General features: G+C 63.7%; 15 protein-coding genes and 2 riboswitches. Of the genes, 10 read left to right on the forward strand and 5 right to left on the reverse strand.

Going from position 1 to position 17,318, the window contains the following annotated elements:
• Window positions 1–76 precede the first annotated feature (76 nt).
• The 4 genes from cobM to AB4O05_RS16775 all read right to left on the reverse strand — a co-directional run bounded on the left by cobM (window position 77) and on the right by AB4O05_RS16775 (window position 2,188).
• Complete coding sequence (cobM, locus tag AB4O05_RS16760; RefSeq protein WP_460136524.1) at window positions 77–823, reverse strand: precorrin-4 C(11)-methyltransferase; 747 nt, start codon at window positions 821–823, stop codon at window positions 77–79.
• Between the two features lie 71 nt (window positions 824–894).
• On the reverse strand, window positions 895–1,287 hold the full coding sequence (locus AB4O05_RS16765; protein WP_460136523.1) for a cobalamin biosynthesis protein: 393 nt from the start codon (window positions 1,285–1,287) through the stop codon (window positions 895–897).
• On the reverse strand, window positions 1,284–1,988 hold the full coding sequence (locus tag AB4O05_RS16770; RefSeq protein WP_460136522.1) for a CbtA family protein: 705 nt from the start codon (window positions 1,986–1,988) through the stop codon (window positions 1,284–1,286). The genes AB4O05_RS16765 and AB4O05_RS16770 overlap by 4 nt, the downstream gene beginning before the upstream one ends.
• A gap of 11 nt (window positions 1,989–1,999) precedes the next feature.
• A complete protein-coding gene (locus AB4O05_RS16775; protein WP_460136521.1) occupies window positions 2,000–2,188 on the reverse strand; it encodes a CbtB domain-containing protein in 189 nt (62 codons plus the stop codon).
• A 97-nt stretch (window positions 2,189–2,285) separates the two neighbouring features.
• A riboswitch (cobalamin riboswitch) is annotated at window positions 2,286–2,494 on the reverse strand.
• A 41-nt stretch (window positions 2,495–2,535) separates the two neighbouring features.
• Window positions 2,536–2,736: riboswitch (cobalamin riboswitch) on the forward strand.
• Window positions 2,737–2,829: 93 nt separating this feature from the next.
• On the opposite strand from AB4O05_RS16775, the gene cobW reads away from it, so the two are divergent.
• From cobW to AB4O05_RS16795, 4 genes are all read left to right on the forward strand, one after another.
• Window positions 2,830–3,891 carry a cobalamin biosynthesis protein CobW gene (gene cobW, locus AB4O05_RS16780; RefSeq protein ID WP_460136520.1) on the forward strand — a complete coding sequence of 354 codons (1,062 nt, stop codon included), beginning with the start codon at window positions 2,830–2,832 and terminating at the stop codon, window positions 3,889–3,891.
• Between the two features lie 3 nt (window positions 3,892–3,894).
• Window positions 3,895–7,656, forward strand: a complete 3,762-nt coding sequence (gene cobN / locus AB4O05_RS16785) for a cobaltochelatase subunit CobN (protein ID WP_460136519.1) — start codon at window positions 3,895–3,897, stop codon at window positions 7,654–7,656.
• Between the two features lie 281 nt (window positions 7,657–7,937).
• Complete coding sequence (locus tag AB4O05_RS16790; protein ID WP_460136518.1) at window positions 7,938–8,936, forward strand: ATP-binding protein; 999 nt, start codon at window positions 7,938–7,940, stop codon at window positions 8,934–8,936.
• Window positions 8,937–8,989: 53 nt separating this feature from the next.
• Entirely contained in the window at window positions 8,990–9,592 is a 603-nt protein-coding gene (locus AB4O05_RS16795; protein ID WP_460137565.1) for a vWA domain-containing protein, read from the forward strand.
• A 108-nt stretch (window positions 9,593–9,700) separates the two neighbouring features.
• Here AB4O05_RS16795 and AB4O05_RS16800 read toward each other — a convergent pair whose 3' ends face one another.
• On the reverse strand, window positions 9,701–10,648 hold the full coding sequence (locus AB4O05_RS16800; protein WP_460136517.1) for a DUF1853 family protein: 948 nt from the start codon (window positions 10,646–10,648) through the stop codon (window positions 9,701–9,703).
• A 146-nt stretch (window positions 10,649–10,794) separates the two neighbouring features.
• Here AB4O05_RS16800 and AB4O05_RS16805 point away from each other — a divergent pair, with 146 nt between their 5' ends.
• The 6 genes from AB4O05_RS16805 to pepN are packed head-to-tail and all read left to right on the forward strand — an operon-like array spanning window position 10,795 to window position 17,295.
• Complete coding sequence (locus AB4O05_RS16805; protein ID WP_003190745.1) at window positions 10,795–11,685, forward strand: NAD(+) kinase; 891 nt, start codon at window positions 10,795–10,797, stop codon at window positions 11,683–11,685.
• Window positions 11,682–12,656, forward strand: coding sequence for a metallophosphoesterase (locus tag AB4O05_RS16810; protein WP_460137563.1), 975 nt, complete (start codon window positions 11,682–11,684; stop codon window positions 12,654–12,656). The genes AB4O05_RS16805 and AB4O05_RS16810 overlap by 4 nt, the downstream gene beginning before the upstream one ends.
• Complete coding sequence (locus AB4O05_RS16815) at window positions 12,653–13,522, forward strand: rhomboid family intramembrane serine protease (RefSeq protein ID WP_460136515.1); 870 nt, start codon at window positions 12,653–12,655, stop codon at window positions 13,520–13,522. Before AB4O05_RS16810 ends, AB4O05_RS16815 begins: the two co-directional genes overlap by 4 nt.
• 14 nt (window positions 13,523–13,536) lie before the next feature.
• A complete protein-coding gene (locus AB4O05_RS16820) occupies window positions 13,537–13,797 on the forward strand; it encodes a YeaC family protein (protein ID WP_460136514.1) in 261 nt (86 codons plus the stop codon).
• Window positions 13,794–14,624, forward strand: coding sequence for a DUF2797 domain-containing protein (locus tag AB4O05_RS16825; protein ID WP_460137561.1), 831 nt, complete (start codon window positions 13,794–13,796; stop codon window positions 14,622–14,624). The genes AB4O05_RS16820 and AB4O05_RS16825 overlap by 4 nt, the downstream gene beginning before the upstream one ends.
• Window positions 14,625–14,637: 13 nt before the next feature.
• The gene (gene pepN, locus AB4O05_RS16830; RefSeq protein WP_460136513.1) at window positions 14,638–17,295 is read left to right on the forward strand and encodes an aminopeptidase N; all 2,658 of its coding nucleotides are present in this window, start codon (window positions 14,638–14,640) and stop codon (window positions 17,293–17,295) included.
• Window positions 17,296–17,318: the final 23 nt, after the last annotated feature.

The following is a 17,318-nucleotide window of genomic DNA, read 5'->3' on the forward strand; positions in this document are numbered from 1 at the left end:
AGCAAGCCCGCTCCCACATTATTTTGTATGTATTCAGTTATATCAGTAGCTTAGCCAAGTTTGTTCATGTCTCATATCACGGACGATAGAGGTGGGCATGGCCGGCGCGATACAGCGAGGATTCGCTGAAACTGTCGTTTGCCAGCACCCGACCCACCACGATCAGCGCCGTACGCCGGAACCCCTTGGCCGCGACCTTCTGGGCAATATCCCGAAGCGTTCCGACCGCCCAATCCTGATCCGGCCACGTCGCCCGGTGCACCACGGCAATCGGGCAATCGGCGCCATAGTGTGGCAACAACTCAGCGACGATCTTCTCCAGATGGTTGACCCCCAGGTGGATCGCCATGGTCGTGCCGTGGCGGGCCAGGCTCTCGAAGTCTTCGCCGGCGGGCATGCGGGTTTTATCCGCGTAGCGGGTCAGGATCACGCTCTGGGCGATGTCCGGCAGGGTCAGTTCGGTCTCCAGCAGCGCCGCGCAGGCTGCGACTGCCGTCACGCCGGGGATGATCTGGAATGGAATGCCCAGCTCGCGCAAATGGCGGATCTGCTCGCCAATCGCGCCATACAGGCTCGGGTCGCCGGAATGCACGCGTGCCACGTCCTCGCCCTTGGCGTGGGCGGCCTTGATCAGCTCGATGATCTGTTCCAGATGCAACTCGGCGCTATTGACCACCTGGTGGGCCTGATGTCCGTCCAGCACCGCCGTCGGCACCAGGGAGCCGGCATAAATGATCACCGGGCATTGGCGGATCAACCGCTGGCCTTTGACAGTGATCAATTCCGGGTCGCCGGGGCCGGCGCCGATGAAGTAGACGGTCATGGAGAGTTCCTGTCAAAAAAACGGGCGAGCATGAACAATGCTCATGATCGGGAAGGGCGATTATCGGAGTTTTAACCGGCGCAGGCCAATGCAAAGGTGGCCTGAGTGTTTTTCCTACGGGTGATCAGCAGGCGGGCGGGTGCGCCACCCAGCTGTTCGGCGAGCGCCAGGGCGGCACTTTCGGCGATGCCATGACAGCCGGTATGGGCAAATGCGATATCAGACTTATGGCTCAGGCGGTGTTCATAAACGGCCAATCTCTCGGCGCTCAAACAATGCAAGGGCAGTTGCAGCAACCGGGCCAGGGCCAGTAATCCGGGCTCATCCTGCTTGCGATCGAGACTGGCCAGCGCGGTAATGCAGCGGCGATCAACGCCACCCTCGGCAAGGGCGTGATCAAACAACGCCAGCAGGGTGTGAACCTCACAGCCCCGCTGGCAACCCAGGCCGACCACGTAAGTCATGCGCAGTATTGATCATCACGGTTACGGCGGAACAGCCAGGCACTGATCAGGCCCAGAGCCAGCCAGAACGCCACATTGGTCAACTGTGAGGCGATCTTGAATTGTGCTTCCAGGGCCTCGGGTGCCAGCATCGAATGCACTTGCGGTTGCGGCGCGCCGATGATGTGTGGCACGACCAGGATCGCCACCCCCAGTACTTTCAGCAGCCAGTTGCCGCCAAATACCAGCAGCGCGATACCGGCAGCGGTGGACGCGGCGGTGCCGATCCACCAGATCTGCCGTTGCGCCAAGTCGGCGGCGGCAGTGCCCGGCAGCTCGGGTGGCAGGCCCAGGGTGGGGGCGAGCACAAAGGTTGCGTAACCGGCCAGGCCCCACAGCAGGCCCTGGGCGGTGCGGGTGGGCGCGCGCAGGGTGTAGAGGCCGGCCAGCATCAGCGCAAAACCCACCGCCACCACCAGGTTGCCGCCGGTGGTGGACAGCACGCGCTGCCAACCGTCTTCCGGCTCCCAGGCTTCGGCGTCGTGGCTGTGCGCGGCAGCGCCGGCACTGTGTTCATGGGCTACTTCGGCGGCGGCCGGGGCGTGTTCAAAGGTTTCCGCGTGCAGAATCAGCGGGGCCACCCAGAAGCTTTGCAGCAAAGTCAGCAGCAGAGCGGCCAGCAAGCCGCTGAACCCTGCGGTTTGGGCAATGCGCTTGATCATCTCGGCAGGCCTCAGTGGCACGGGAACGCGGCGCTGTGGCGGGTATCGTGGGCGGCATTGTGCACCGCCTCGATGTGCGAGAAACCGGCGAAATACACCAGGCACGCGCCGAGGATCGACGCACCGATGGCGGCGGTCAGGCGTTGGCTGAGGGTGGCGGTGCTGCTGGCGGAGGGCGAGGTGCTGCTGATGGTCGACATGGCGCGTCCCTTTCTGGTTTCTGGGCGAAACGAGCGCATGCAAACCCCGCGAGCCAGGCACGCAGAGTTCTGAACAGCGCCCGCCCACCGCGGGTTTGTTATCTGGATTTTTCGGGCCGGTCTCCGGGCTTGCGAGGGGGCTCTTGACCTGAGCCCGGAAAGCATCGCCTTCCCATGCAAAAGCACAGTGGCTGTGACGCTTCGCTCGCTTACCGTTGCGGGGGCAGCACCGGACTTGCCACAGGCATATGGCTCACCGGTTTCCCGTTTCACCCTGTGAAGGGCACCCGAAACAAGGCGTGTAGGAAAGCATGCAGAGCGACGGTAGTCAAATTGACCGCGCCCCTGTAGCCTTGCACCTTCGAGGTTCTTCGGCCCAGGCCGAAGCTAAGAAGGGAACGCGGTTCAAGCCGCGGCTGCCCCCGCAACTGTAAAGGGTGTATCCGACTGCCACGCCACTGCCTGAACCGGCGGGAAGGCGCAGCCGGCGCCGGTCTCACGACCCGCACGCCCCAAGCCAGGAGACCTGCCTCGTCAGCGATTTTTCAATTCAACCGGGCGGGGTGATCCGGTGACGAAATCCGCTTCTGCGCCCTGTCGCAGGGCCTATCGTCCCGTATGCCCGCCCCCAAGGGCATCCGATGAAAACACTGGCCAAACTTCCCGTCACCATCGTTACCGGCTTTCTCGGCTCGGGTAAAACCACGTTGCTGCGGCATATGCTCGACAACGCCCAGGGCCGCCGCATCGCGGTGATCGTCAACGAATTCGGCGAACTGGGCATCGACGGTGATCTCCTCAAGCAGTGCTCTATCGGTTGCACCGAGGAAGAAGCCAATGGCCGGGTCTACGAATTGGCCAACGGCTGCCTGTGCTGCACCGTGCAGGAAGAATTCTTTCCGGTGATGCGCGAGCTGGTGGCGCGTCGCGGCGACCTTGACCATATCCTCATCGAAACCTCCGGCCTGGCCCTGCCAAAACCGCTGGTGCAAGCCTTCCAGTGGCCGGAAATCCGCAGCGCCTGCACCGTTGACGCGGTGATTACCGTAGTCGACAGCCCGGCCGTGGCCGCCGGCACCTTCGCCGCGTTCCCCGATCAAGTGGATGCCCAGCGCAAGCTCGACCCCAACCTGGACCACGAATCGCCGTTGCACGAGTTGTTCGCCGACCAACTGGCCAGCGCCGACCTGGTGATCCTCAACAAAGCCGACCTGATCAGCCCCGAAGACCTGGCCCGTGTGCGCCTGGAAGTTGCCGAGGAGCTGCCGCCGGCGGTGAAAATCATCGAGGCCAGCAGCGGTCGTCTGCCGTTGGAGGTGCTGATCGGCCTGGGCGCCGGCTCCGAGGAGCATATCGACGGTCGCCACAGCCATCACGATCATCACCATGAAGGTGAAGACGATCACGATCACGATGCGTTTGACTCGATTTCCATCGACCTGCCCCAGGCCGATGAAGCGCTGCTGCTCGACGCCCTGACGCAGTTGGTGGTGCAACACGGCATCCTGCGCGTCAAAGGTTTCGCCGCGATCCCGAACAAACCGATGCGCCTGCTGATCCAGGGCGTGGGCACGCGTTTCGACAAACACTTCGACCGCGCCTGGGGAGCCGATGAAGCACGCATCACGCGCCTGGTGCTGATCGGCCAGGCGCTGGACGCGGCGGGCCTCGAAGCGCAACTGCGCGCCGCGCTCAGCGTTTAACCCATGCACCTGCTCAGGACCCAGCCCGGTGGTTTCGTCGCGGACGACAATATTGCCGACCTTGGGCAAACCCCCGCCGAGCTGGTGATCCTGTGCAGCGGCGACTCCAGCCTGGCGCTGCTCGCCGAAGCGGCCCAGCAGTTGCCCGACGACTACCCCAGCCTGCGTCTGGCCAACCCGATGCAGGTGCAGAACCATGCCTCGGTCGACCTGTATGTGGACGAGGTGCTGCGCCACGCCAAGGTCATCCTGATTTCCCTGCACGGCGGCATTGGCTATTGGCGCTACGGCATCGAGCGCCTGGTGGCGTTGGCCGAGCGTGGCGTTACGTTGATCCTGGTGCCGGGCGATGATCGCCCGGACCCGGAGCTCAGCGGCCTGAGCACGGTGGGCGCAGAAGCGCGCGACCGGCTGTGGCAGTTCCTGCGCCAGGGGGGCTTGGGCAATGCACTGGATTTCTATCGCTGCCTGGCCAGTGGTTACCTGGGGCGCGATTACCCGTGGGCCGAACCGCACACCTTGCCGCGCACCGCGATTTATCACCCGCATAAAGCCAATGCCCGCCTTAATGACTGGCAGGCGGATTGGCATGCCGACCGTCCGGTGGCGGCGGTGTTGTTCTACCGCTCTCACTTGCAGGCGGCCAATACCGGGTTTATCGACGTGTTCTGCCAGCGCTTGCAGGCGGCGGGCCTTAACCCGTTGCCGCTGGCGGTGGCCAGCTTGAAAGAGCCTGGCTGCCTGACGGTGGTCGAGGACCTGCTGGATGAGGTGGGCGCGGCGGTGATCCTGAACACCACCGGTTTTGCCCAATCCAGCCCCGAAGCCCCGCATCTGCGGCCGTTTCGCCGCAATATCCCGGTGATCCAGGCGATTTGCGCCCAGGACAACCAGCCTGGTTGGGCCGCCAGCGAACAAGGCTTGGGCCCGCGCGACCTGGCCATGCACATTGCCTTGCCGGAACTGGACGGGCGCATTATCAGCCGGCCGATCAGTTTCAAGGACCTGGCCTGGCGCAGCGAGCGCAGCCAGTCGGACGTGGTGTGCTACCGCGCGGCGCCCGAACGCATGGACTTTGTCGCCGAACTGGCGCGGCGTTGGGTCGAGCTGGCGCGAGTGCCGAATGCGGATAAACGCATCGCGCTGATCCTCGCCAACTACCCGACCCGCGACGGTCGTATCGGCAATGGCGTGGGCCTGGACACCCCGGCGGCGGCACTGAATATCCTTCGGGCCCTGCAAGCCGAAGGTTACCCGCTGCCGGATGGACTGCCGACCAGCGGCACGGCGCTGATCCAGGAACTGCTCGGCGGCGTCACCAACGATCTGGACAGCCTCGACCTGCGCCCTTGTCATCAAAGTCTCGGCCTGGACGACTACGAGGCGATGTTCAATCGCTTGCCTGAGTCCAATCGCCAGGCCGTACTTGAGCGTTGGGGCACGCCGCACAACGACCCGATGTTCCGCGACGGGCGCATGATGATCGCCGGCCTGCGCCTGGGCCTGACCTTCGTCGGCATCCAGCCGGCGCGGGGTTACCAGGTGGATGCCAGCGCGGTGTACCACGACCCGGACCTGGTGCCGCCCCACGGCTACCTGGCGTTCTATTTCTGGTTGCGCCACACCTACGGCGCCCATGGCGTGATCCACGTCGGCAAGCACGGCAACCTCGAATGGCTGCCGGGCAAGGGCGTGGGCCTGTCGGAAAACTGCTGGCCCGACGCATTGCTGGGCCCGTTGCCGAATATCTACCCGTTTATCGTCAACGATCCGGGCGAGGGCGCCCAGGCCAAGCGGCGCACCCAGGCGGTGATTATCGACCACCTGATGCCGCCGCTGACCCGTGCCGAAACCTACGGCCCGCTGCGTGACCTGGAGCTGTTGGCGGACGAGTACTACGAGGCGCAACTGCTTGACCCGCGCCGCGCCCGTGAGCTGCAAAAAGACATTCTCAAGCTGGTGCGTGAAACCCGCATCGACCAGGAGCTTGAACTGGACGGAGACGCGGATGCGGCCATTTGGCTGCCGCGCCTGGACACCTACCTGTGCGACTTGAAGGAATCGCAGATCCGCGATGGCCTGCATATATTTGGCGAATCACCGCAAGGTCGCTTGCGCATCGATACCTTGCTGGCCTTGCTGCGTATTCCCCGTGGCGACGGTCGTGGCCCGCAATCGAGCCTGCTGCGGGCGCTGGCCAAAGCCTTCGAACTGGGCTTCGACCCGTTGGACTGCGCCTTGTCCGAACCCTGGGCCGGGCGCCGCCCGGCGATGTTGCAGGCGATCGATACGCAGCTGTGGCGCACCGCTGGCGATACCCGCGAGCGCCTGGAGCTGTATGCCGCGCGCTTGATCGAACAGGCGCTGGAAGGCCCGCTCGAACAGTTGGAAGAGCCTGGCTGGGAGGCGGTGAAGGCGGTGATCGAAAGCCTGCGCATCGTCGTCGCGCCGCGCCTAGATGCCTGCGGTCCGGCGGAAATGCGCGGTTTGCTCGATGCCCTCGGCGGGCGCTTTGTGCCGGCCGGCCCGAGCGGTGCGCCGAGTCGTGGGCGCCTGGATGTGCTGCCTACCGGGCGTAATTTCTTCACCGTTGACGTGCGCAACCTGCCCACGACCACCGCGTGGCGCATCGGCTTTCAGTCGGCCAACCTGATGCTTGAACGGCATTTGCAGGACCACGGCGACCACCTGCGTCAGCTCGGCCTGTCGGTGTGGGGCACGGCGACCATGCGCACTGGCGGCGACGACATCGCCCAGGCCATGGCGCTGATGGGCGTACGCCCGGTATGGGCCACCGGCAGCCAGCGCGTGGATGACTTTGAAATCCTGCCGATCAGCTTGCTCGACCGCCCGCGCGTGGACGTGACCTTGCGGGTGTCGGGGTTCTTCCGCGACGCCTTTGCCAACCTGATTCGCCTGTTCGATGCCGCGGTGCAGGCGGTGGCGGCCCTGGATGAACCGCAGGAGATGAACCCGCTGGCGGCCAAGGTGCGCAGCGAGCGTGAGTCCTTGCGTTTGGCGGGTCAGGATGAAGACGCGGCAGCGAAACAAGCCGGCTGGCGCATTTTCGGCGCCAAGCCTGGAGCCTATGGCGCGGGCGTGCAAGGGGCGATTGACGGCCGCCTGTGGCAAAGCCGGGAAGATTTGGCCGAGGTCTATCTGAACTGGGGCGGCTACGCGTACGGCGGTTCCGATGAAGGCACCGCAGCTCGCGAGCAATTCGCCCAGCGCCTGAGCCAGGTGCAGGCGGTGTTGCAGAACCAGGACAACCACGAGCACGACCTGCTCGATTCCAATGACTACTACCAGTTCCAGGGTGGCATGCTCGCTGCCGTGGAAACCCTGAGCGGCGACAAGGCGGCCAGCTACCATGGCGACCATAGCCAGCCGGATTTGCCGAAGATCCGCACCTTGAAGGAAGAGCTGAACCGGGTGATCCGTGCCCGCGCCGCCAACCCCAAGTGGATCGAGGGGGTCAAACGCCATGGCTATAAAGGGGCGTTCGAAATGGCCGCGACCGTGGACAACCTGTTCGCCTTCGACGCCACTACCGCGCTGATCGACGATCATCAATACGCCTTGCTCGCCGACGCCTACCTGCTCGACCCCGACACCCGCGCCTTTGTGCAGCAGCACAACCCCGATGCGTTGCGCGACATGACCGAGCGCATGCTCGAAGCCCAGCAGCGCGGTATGTGGCAGGAACCGGGGGCGTACCGCGAGGCGTTGGAAAACCTGTTGCTGGATATAGAAGAAGACAGCTAGAACGCGAGATGTCGCTTGCTGTGGCAAGCGGGCTTGCCCCAATGCCGTTCAGTTAAGCGAAAGTGATTCAGTGTAGGAGCGAGCTTGCTCGCGAAGAACGTCAACGATAACGCGGGAAACCTGATCCCCCGCAGCGTTCTCGGGTTCTTCGCGAGCAAGAACCAGGCGTCCCCCTCGCTCCAAAAAGTTACCGGTCAGTTCCCATGCCGAGCGGTGACACGTGGGCAAGCCCGCTCGCCACAGAGTGATTGCCTGTACAGCAGAATTTAAAGAGAGACCGGATGACTGATATTCCCCATTTCCCGCTGTCCGCCGTGGTCGGTGCCGATGACCTGAAGCTGGCGTTGTGCCTGACCGCTATCGACCCCAGGATCGGCGGTGTGCTGATCGAAGGCCCACGGGGCATGGCCAAGTCCACCCTGGCGCGGGGCCTGGCCGACCTGTTGGCCAGCGGGCAGTTTGTCACGCTGCCCCTGGGCGCCACGGAAGAGCGGCTGGTCGGTACCCTCGATCTCGACGCAGCCCTCGGCGAAGGCCGCGCGCAATTTTCCCCCGGCGTGCTGGCCAAGGCCGATGGCGGTGTGCTGTATGTCGACGAGGTCAACTTGCTCGCCGATCACTTGGTGGACCTGCTGCTGGACGTGGCCGCCAGCGGCACCAACCTGATCGAGCGCGACGGTATCTCCCATCGGCATTCGGCGCGCTTCGTGCTGATCGGCACGATGAACCCGGAGGAGGGTGAGTTGCGCCCGCAATTGCTCGACCGTTTCGGCTTCAATGTGGCGCTGGGCGGGCAGACCTTGCCCGCCCAGCGTGGGCAGATCATCCGCCGGCGCCTGGATTTCGACAGCGACCCGGCGGCGTTCTGCGCGCAGTGGGCCGAAGCGCAGACGGCCCTGCGCGAACGCTGCACCCAGGCGCGGGCACGCCTGGACAGCATTGCCATGGATGACCAGGCCCTGGCGCAGATTACCGAGCGTTGCTTTGCGGCGGGTGTCGATGGTTTGCGTGCCGACCTGGTCTGGTTGCGCGGTGCCAGGGCACATGCGGCGTGGCGTGGCGCTGATGCGATTGCCGAAGCCGATATCGAGGCGGTGGCCGAATTTGCCTTGCGTCATCGCCGTCAGGCGCCGTCGCCGCCTGCCAGCCCACCTGTGCAGGGGCAGGCCCCGAAACCTGACGACACCTCTGCGGGTCAAGGCCAGTGGGGCGACATGCCCGCCCCGGCGTTGCCCACGGGCGCCCGTCGCGATGTGCCCACCTGGCCAAAAAAGCCCTAGGCATCCGCCCCCGACCTGACGCGGGGGCGGATGCCCGGCCCAAGGCGGGTCGACTGGACGGAGGCAGGCAGGGTAAGGCGCGCAGCGCGCGACACGGTTCGGTCAATTGGCCGGGCACCTTGCTCGGCGGCCGGCCGCGATGCCGTCAGGATCTGTTGTTCCACCTGCGTAGCCGTGCGGCGCATGAATTGTGGCTGGTGATTGTCGATGCGTCGGCCTCTACCCGGCGCCATCAGGCGCTGAGCGATGCCAAAGGGTTATTGGCGCAGTTGTTTGATGATGCTTATCGCCAGCGCGCGCGCATGGCGCTGCTGACGGCCAGCGGCAAGACGCCGAAGTGGCAGGTACAAGGCTTGAAGGCCGCGAAAAGCTTGACGGGGTGGCTGGATCAATTGGGCGCGGGCGGCGGTACGCCGTTGCTGGCGGCATTGACCGAGGCGGAGCGGTGGCTGGTGGCGCGGCGCAAGCGTTATCCGGCCGAGCAACAGAGGTTGCTGGTGATTACCGATGGGCGGCTCAAGGACATCAGTGCGTTGCCGTTACTGGCGTGTGCGGGGATGCTGGTGGATATCGAGCGCGGGCCCATCAGGTTGGGCCGGGCTCAAGCGTTGGCGAGCGGTCTGCAGCTGGATTATCGGCATATTGATGAGGTGTAGCGCCTGAGCGATTGCTATCGCAGGCAAGCCAGCTCCTACAGGTTGAGCGCATTCCCTTGTGGGAGCGGGCTTGCTCGCGAAGAGGTCATCGACAACAGCGCCGAATCTTCAGCCCGCCCCCGGCACATTCGGCCAAAGGTCTGCCACCAGAAACAACCGCTCGGCTTCTTCCCAATCCTCGCCGTTCTGAACCATGCGCACCAACAACTGCGCCGGCGCCATGGGGTCAAGGTCGACCAGCCAGCGCTGCATCCGCTCTTCATCCCACACCTCATCTGCCGGGTAATGCGCCGGCGCCAACCACGCATGACGGGGCAGGGGTTGCCAGCGGCCTGGCGCACTGGCGCTGACAAAATCCTGCCAATCTCGCTGATGCAACCAGCGCCCACGCAAATGCCGCGGGTGCGCGCCCTGCGGTGATTCAGCCTGGCCGGGCCAGGGGTAGAGCAGATAACCGCCCAGCCACAAATGCGCGTCGAACTGCTGAATATCCAGGGCCGCCAGTACTTCACGGCTCTCTGGCCGTGCCGAAATGGGTAACTGGTGCTGGGCCAGGTGCGCCAGCTTGCGGTCCAGCCGGTCGTGGCAGCCTGGGCCCAGCCACTGCGCGGTGTCCCGGCCGTTGCCGTCCTGCGGCCCCAGGTAGAGTTTGATCGCCAGCTCCAGGTGGTGCACGCCATCGCGGTCGCGCAGCAGCATGTCCAGCTCGCCCAGGGTGTGCCCGGCGCGACGGATCGGCAGGTTGGCGGCGAGCAATTCCACGCCCGGCGCGTGGTGCACGGCGAACTGCCACAGGCGTTCGTAATACAGGCCCAGGCGCCGGGTGCGCGCCAGGCTCAGCCATTGCTGCAAGGTGCGGCTGTCCTGGTCGAGGGTACGCAGCCAGTGTTCAAGCTGATCGGGCGCTTGCACCCAGTCGCTGCCGGCCAGCGGGTGACGCTGTGGCCACGGTGTTTGCGCGAGCATCGGTGGGGCGAGCATCACCCACGCCAGGTCGCGCACCTCGGGGTGACGCAATTGGCGAGGTAATGTGTGCAAGTCGGGGAATACAGTCATGGTCCGAGCATAGCCTTTTCAACCTGGGTCGGGGGCCTGAGAAGCGTTGTCATCAGGGCTTGGCGGCGACAAAGGATTTTGCCTGACGCAGCCTTTCGCCCATAATCGTTTCTTTTTTGCCTCACTCCACACCCCGCAGGAGCCCCATGGAGCACTTTCGCAATATCGGCATTATCGGTCGCCTGGGCAGTACCCAGGTGTTGGACACCGTCCGCCGGCTGAAAAAATTCCTGCTGGAACGCCACCTGCATGTGATCCTCGAAGACACCATCGCCGAAATCCTCCCCGGCCACGGCCTGCAGACCTCATCGCGCAAGATGCTCGGCGAAGTGTGCGACATGGTCATCGTGGTCGGCGGCGATGGCAGCCTGCTCGGCGCAGCCCGGGCCCTGGCGCGGCACAACGTGCCGGTGCTGGGGATCAACCGTGGCAGCCTGGGGTTCCTGACCGATATCCGCCCCGACGAGCTGGAAGTCGAAGTGGCCAAGGTGCTCGACGGCCATTATTTGGTGGAGAACCGCTTCCTGCTGCAGGCCGAAGTGCGCCGCCACGGCGAAGCCATCGGCCAGGGCGATGCCCTCAACGATGTGGTGCTGCACCCCGGCAAGTCCACGCGCATGATCGAGTTCGAGCTGTATATCGACGGCCAGTTCGTGTGCAGCCAGAAGGCCGACGGCCTGATCGTCGCCACGCCGACCGGCTCCACCGCGTATGCGCTGTCGGCGGGTGGCCCGATCATGCATCCCAAGCTCGATGCCATTGTGATCGTGCCGATGTACCCCCATATGTTGTCCAGCCGGCCCATTGTGGTCGATGGCAACAGTGAGCTGAAAATCGTGGTGTCCAAAGACATGCAGATCTACCCGCAAGTCTCCTGTGATGGGCAGAACCATTTCACCTGCGCGCCCGGTGACACCATCACCGTAAGCAAGAAGGCGCAGAAGCTGCGCTTGATTCACCCGCTGGACCACAACTACTACGAAGTGTGCCGCACCAAGTTGGGCTGGGGCAGCCGCTTGGGGGGTGGAGGCGACTGATGCTCGATCCCGCGCGTAGCTACGACCTGATTGGAGACGTGCACGGTTGCGCTCATACCCTTGAGCACTTGCTTGAGCAATTGGGCTACCACAAGCAAGCGGGTACGTGGCGCCATCCATCGCGCATGGCGGTGTTCCTCGGCGATATCATCGACCGTGGCCCACGCATCCGCGAGGCGTTGCATATCGTCCACGACATGACCGAGGCCGGCCAGGCGCTGTGCATCATGGGCAACCATGAGTTCAACGCGCTGGGCTGGACCACGCCGGCACCGCCGGGCAGCGGCAAGCAGTTCGTGCGCGAGCACAACCCACGGCACGAGCGCTTGATCCACGAAACCCTGACCCAGTTCGAGCATCACCCGGCCGACTGGCACGACTTCCTCGGCTGGTTCTATGACATGCCGCTGTTTGTCGATGCCGGGCGTTTTCGCGTGGTGCATGCGTGCTGGGACGACGGTTTTATCCAGCCGCTGCGCGCGACCTTCCCGGACGGCTGCATTGACCAGCACTTCCTGCAAGCGGCGGCGGTGCCCGGCAGCTTTGCCAACAGCGCCTTTGACCGCCTGCTGCGCGGCACCGATATGCGCCTGCCCGATGGCTTGACGCTGACCGGCGGCGACGGTCTGACGCGCGCGTTCTTTCGCACCAAGTTCTGGGAAGATGACCCCAAAACCTACGGCGACATTGTGTTCCAGCCCGACGCACTGCCCGAGCCGGTGGCGCGCACGCCCTTGTCGCCGACACAAAAGAGTTCGCTGCTGCGCTACGGCGTCGATGAGCCCTTACTGTTTGTCGGCCATTACTGGCGCAGCGGTAAACCGGCACCGATTCGCCCTAACCTGGCCTGCCTGGACTACAGCGCGGTGCTGTACGGCAAATTGGTGGCGTACCGACTCGACCAGGAAACCCGCCTGGACCCGGCTAAATTTGTATGGGTCGACGTTGAACGACCCGAGGTGATCACATGAGTGCCGTGGCCGTATTGCGCCTGCCCCTGGGCGTCGACCTGGGTGGCTTCGTCAAGTTGCTGCAACGCATGCAGGTGCCCCATCGCGTCAGCGAGGAAGCGGGGGAGCAGGTGTTGTGGGTGCCGGAGAACCTGAGCGAGGATGTGCGCGTGTTATACCAGCGCTTTCCCGCCGGTGACCCGGACCAGCAACTGGATATTCCCGAACAGGCAGCGGTGATCCGCCCCAGCTTTGCCCAGCAAGTGCGCCACAGCCCGGTGACGGCCCTGGTGTTGCTGGCGAGCCTCATCGTCGGCGCGGTGACCCTGCTCGGCGAGAACCTGCAGGCCATGAGCTGGCTGACCTTCCTGCCATTCCGGGTGATGGGCGAATACATCCAGTTCACCCCGTTTGCGGAGATGTTGGCGTCGGGGCAGTGGTGGCGGCTGGTCACGCCGATGCTGATCCACTTCGGCATCCTGCACCTGGCCATGAACGGCATGTGGTACTGGGAGCTGGGTCGGCGCATCGAGGCGCGCCAGGGCAGTATCAACCTGCTCGGCCTGACGCTGTTGTTCAGCCTGGTCTCCAACTACGCTCAATACGCTTACGGCGGCCCTGGCTTGTTCGGTGGGTTATCCGGCGTGCTGTATGGCCTGCTCGGGCATTGCTGGATTTTTCAACTGTTGTCGCCCAACCCGGCCTATCGCCTGCCCCGTGGCGTGCTGGTGATGATGCTGGTGTGGCTGGTGCTCTGCCTGTCGGGGCTGGTCTCGATGATCGGCTTCGGCGAAATCGCCAATGCGGCCCATGTGGGTGGCTTGGTTATCGGTTGCCTGACCGGTTTGCTGGGTGGTTTGTACAACCGTCGCAAATCTTCTATTTGATAAGGAAGAGCCTCATGTCCTCTTTTGCTGAAATGATCGAAAACATCACCCCGGACATCTACAAGAGCCTCAAGCTCGCCGTGGAAATCGGCAAGTGGTCCGATGGCCGCAAGCTCAGCGCCGAACAGCGCGAGCTGTCCCTGCAGGCGATGATCGCCTGGGAAATCCAGAACCTGCCGGAAGACCAGCGCACCGGCTACATGGGCCCCCAGGAATGCCAGTCGAAATCGACCACCGTGCCGAACATCCTGTTCAAGTCGGATGCGATCCATTGATTGAAATCGGTCGCGGTGCAGTCAGCAAAATGTCGGCGCAACTCGGTGAGCCGACCGTTCAATACGCGTTTCGTCTGGGCGATACCGAGGTGCCGGTCAACCCGTTGATCGGTACCCATGTGCGCCTGGAGTATCTCGGTGCCATCCATTGCAGCCATTGCGGTCGCAGGACCAAGACCAGCTTCAGCCAGGGTTATTGCTACCCTTGCATGACCAAGCTGGCCCAGTGTGACCTGTGCATCATGAGCCCCGAGCGTTGCCACTACGCCGCCGGTACCTGCCGCGACCCAGCCTGGGGCGAGCAATTCTGCATGACCGACCATGTGGTGTACCTGGCGAACTCGTCGGGGATCAAGGTCGGCATCACCCGTGCCACCCAGTTGCCGACGCGCTGGCTGGACCAGGGCGCCAGCCAGGCGCTGCCGATCATGCGTGTCGCCACGCGCCAGCAGTCCGGGTTCGTTGAAGACCTGTTCCGCAGCCAGGTGGCCGACAAGACCAACTGGCGCGCACTGCTCAAGGGTGATGCGGTGGCCGTGGACCTGGCACAGGTGCGCGATGAGCTGTTTGCCTCGTGTGCCGACGGGCTGCTGGTTTTGCAGGAACGCTTTGGCCTGCAGGCCATCCAAACCATTGCCGACATCGATCCGCTCGAAATTCGCTACCCGGTAGAGCAGTATCCAACCAAGATCGTCAGCTTCAACCTGGACAAAAATCCGATTGCCGAAGGCACGCTGCTGGGGATCAAGGGCCAATACCTGATCTTCGACACCGGCGTTATCAATATTCGTAAATACACGGCCTACCAGCTCGCCGTGCATCAGTAGAAGGGTCCCACGCATGCGCACCGAACAACCGAAGATGATTTACCTGAAGGACTATCAGGCGCCGGACTACCTGATCGACGAGACGCACCTGACCTTCGAGTTGTTCGAGGACCACAGCCTGGTCCACGCGCAGCTGGTGATGCGCCGCAACCCCGAGCGCGGCGCCGGTTTGCCGCCTTTGGTGCTGGACGGTCAGCAACTTGAGCTGTTGAGCGTCAACCTGGGTGATCGTGAACTGACAGACGCTGACTACCAGTTGACCGACAGCCACCTGACCCTGCAGCCGACCACCCAGACCTTTACGGTCGACACCAGCGTGCGCATCCACCCGGAAAGCAACACCGCGCTGGAAGGCCTGTATAAATCCGGCGGCATGTTCTGCACCCAGTGCGAGGCCGAAGGTTTTCGCAAGATCACCTATTACCTCGACCGCCCGGACGTGATGAGCACCTTCACCACCACGGTGATCGCCGAGCAACACCGCTACCCGGTGCTGCTGTCCAACGGCAACCCGATTGCCAGCGGCCCCGGCGAAGACGGCCGCCACTGGGCGACCTGGGAAGACCCGTTCAAGAAACCCGCCTACCTGTTCGCGCTGGTGGCCGGTGAGTTGTGGTGTGTCGAAGACAGCTTCACCACCATGACCGAGCGCACCGTGGCGCTGCGCATCTACGTCGAGCCGGAAAACATCGACAAGTGCCAGCACGCCATGACCAGTCTGAAGAAATCCATGCGCTGGGATGAAGAAACCTACGGCCGCGAGTACGACCTCGACATCTTCATGATCGTCGCGGTCAACGACTTCAACATGGGCGCCATGGAGAACAAGGGCCTCAACATCTTCAACTCCAGCGCCGTGCTGGCCCGCGCCGAAACCGCCACCGACGCTGCGCACCAGCGCGTCGAGGCCATTGTCGCCCACGAGTACTTCCACAACTGGTCGGGCAACCGCGTGACCTGCCGCGACTGGTTCCAGTTGTCGCTCAAGGAAGGTTTCACCGTGTTCCGCGACTCGGGCTTCTCCGCCGACATGAACTCGGCCACGGTCAAGCGCATCCAGGACGTTGCGTACCTGCGCACCCACCAGTTCGCCGAAGACGCCGGCCCCATGGCCCACGCCGTGCGTCCGGACAGCTTTATCGAAATCTCCAACTTCTACACCCTGACCGTGTACGAAAAGGGCTCGGAAGTGGTCGGCATGATCCACACCTTGCTCGGTGCCGAAGGCTTCCGTAAAGGCAGCGACCTGTACTTCGAACGTCACGACGGCCAGGCCGTGACCTGCGACGATTTCATCAAGGCCATGGAAGACGCCAATGGCGCTGACCTCAGCCAGTTCAAACGCTGGTACAGCCAGGCCGGTACGCCGCGCCTGGCGGTGAGCGAGTCCTACGATGCCGCCGCCAAAACCTATAGCCTGACCTTCCGCCAGAGTTGCCCGGCAACCCCGGACAAAGTGGAAAAACTGCCGTTCGTGATTCCGGTTGAACTGGGCCTGCTGGACGGCAAGGGCGCCGGTATCGCCTTGCGCCTGGCCGGTGAAGCCACTGCCGCTGGCACCTCGCGCGTGATTTCGGTGACCGAGGCCGAACAGACCTTCACCTTCGTCGACATCCCTGAGCAGCCACTGCCTTCGTTGCTGCGCGGCTTCTCTGCGCCGGTGAAACTGAGCTTTCCGTACAGCCGCGACCAACTGATGTTCCTGATGCAGCACGACAGCGACGGCTTCAACCGCTGGGATGCCGGCCAGCAATTGTCGGTGCAGGTGTTGCAGGAGCTGATCGGCCAGCATCAGGCGGGCCAGCCGCTGAAGCTCGATCAGCGCCTGATCGACGCGCTGCGCACGGTGCTGAGCGATGAAAGCCTGGATCAGGCCATGGTCGCCGAAATGCTCTCGTTGCCCGGCGAGGCCTACCTGACGGAAATCAGCGACGTGGCGGATGTCGATGCCATCCACGCCGCCCGCGAGTTTGCCCGCAAGCAACTGGCCGACAACCTGTTTGAAGGGTTGTGGCTGCGTTATCAGGCCAATCGCGAGCTGTCCAAACAGACGCCGTATGTTGCCGCAGCCGAGCACTTTGCCCGTCGTGCATTGCAGAACATCGCGCTGTCGTACCTGATGCTCAGCGGCAAGCCTGAGGTGTTGGCGGCCACCCTGGACCAGTTCGACACCAGCGACAACATGACCGAGCGCCTGACCGCCCTGGCGGTGCTGGTGAACTCGCCGTTCGAGGCGGAGAAAGCCAAGGCCTTGGCGGTGTTTGCCGAGAACTTCAAAGACAACCCGCTGGTCATGGACCAGTGGTTCAGTGTGCAGGCCGGCAGCACCTTGCCGGGTGGCCTGGCGCGGGTGCAGGCATTGATGGAGCACCCGGCGTTCACGCTCAAGAACCCGAACAAGGTGCGTGCACTGATCGGCGCGTTTGCCGGGCAGAACCTGATCAACTTCCACGCCGCCGATGGTTCGGGCTATCGCTTCCTGGCCGACCTGGTGATCCAGTTGAACAGCTTCAACCCGCAGATTGCCTCGCGCCAATTGGCGCCACTGACCCGCTGGCGTAAATACGACAGCGCGCGCCAGGCGCTGATGAAGGCCGAGCTGGAGCGCATTCTTGCGTCCGGCGCATTGTCGAGCGATGTGTTCGAGGTGGTCAGCAAAAGCCTGGCATAAGCCATGCACTTAAAGAAAACGGC

Source organism: Pseudomonas sp. S1_G07 (assembly GCF_054668565.1).

Bases quoted from the DNA above. Each gene is read 5' to 3' on its own strand.
- cobM (WP_460136524.1), bottom strand. From the start codon at position 823: ATGACCGTCTACTTCATCGGCGCCGGCCCCGGCGACCCGGAATTGATC.
- AB4O05_RS16765 (WP_460136523.1), bottom strand. From the start codon at position 1,287: ATGACTTACGTGGTCGGCCTGGGTTGCCAGCGGGGCTGTGAGGTTCAC.
- AB4O05_RS16770 (WP_460136522.1), bottom strand. From the start codon at position 1,988: ATGATCAAGCGCATTGCCCAAACCGCAGGGTTCAGCGGCTTGCTGGCC.
- AB4O05_RS16775 (WP_460136521.1), bottom strand. From the start codon at position 2,188: ATGTCGACCATCAGCAGCACCTCGCCCTCCGCCAGCAGCACCGCCACC.
- cobW (WP_460136520.1), top strand. From the start codon at position 2,830: ATGAAAACACTGGCCAAACTTCCCGTCACCATCGTTACCGGCTTTCTC.
- cobN (WP_460136519.1), top strand. From the start codon at position 3,895: ATGCACCTGCTCAGGACCCAGCCCGGTGGTTTCGTCGCGGACGACAAT.
- AB4O05_RS16790 (WP_460136518.1), top strand. From the start codon at position 7,938: ATGACTGATATTCCCCATTTCCCGCTGTCCGCCGTGGTCGGTGCCGAT.
- AB4O05_RS16800 (WP_460136517.1), bottom strand. From the start codon at position 10,648: ATGACTGTATTCCCCGACTTGCACACATTACCTCGCCAATTGCGTCAC.
- AB4O05_RS16805 (WP_003190745.1), top strand. From the start codon at position 10,795: ATGGAGCACTTTCGCAATATCGGCATTATCGGTCGCCTGGGCAGTACC.
- AB4O05_RS16815 (WP_460136515.1), top strand. From the start codon at position 12,653: ATGAGTGCCGTGGCCGTATTGCGCCTGCCCCTGGGCGTCGACCTGGGT.
- AB4O05_RS16820 (WP_460136514.1), top strand. From the start codon at position 13,537: ATGTCCTCTTTTGCTGAAATGATCGAAAACATCACCCCGGACATCTAC.
- pepN (WP_460136513.1), top strand. From the start codon at position 14,638: ATGCGCACCGAACAACCGAAGATGATTTACCTGAAGGACTATCAGGCG.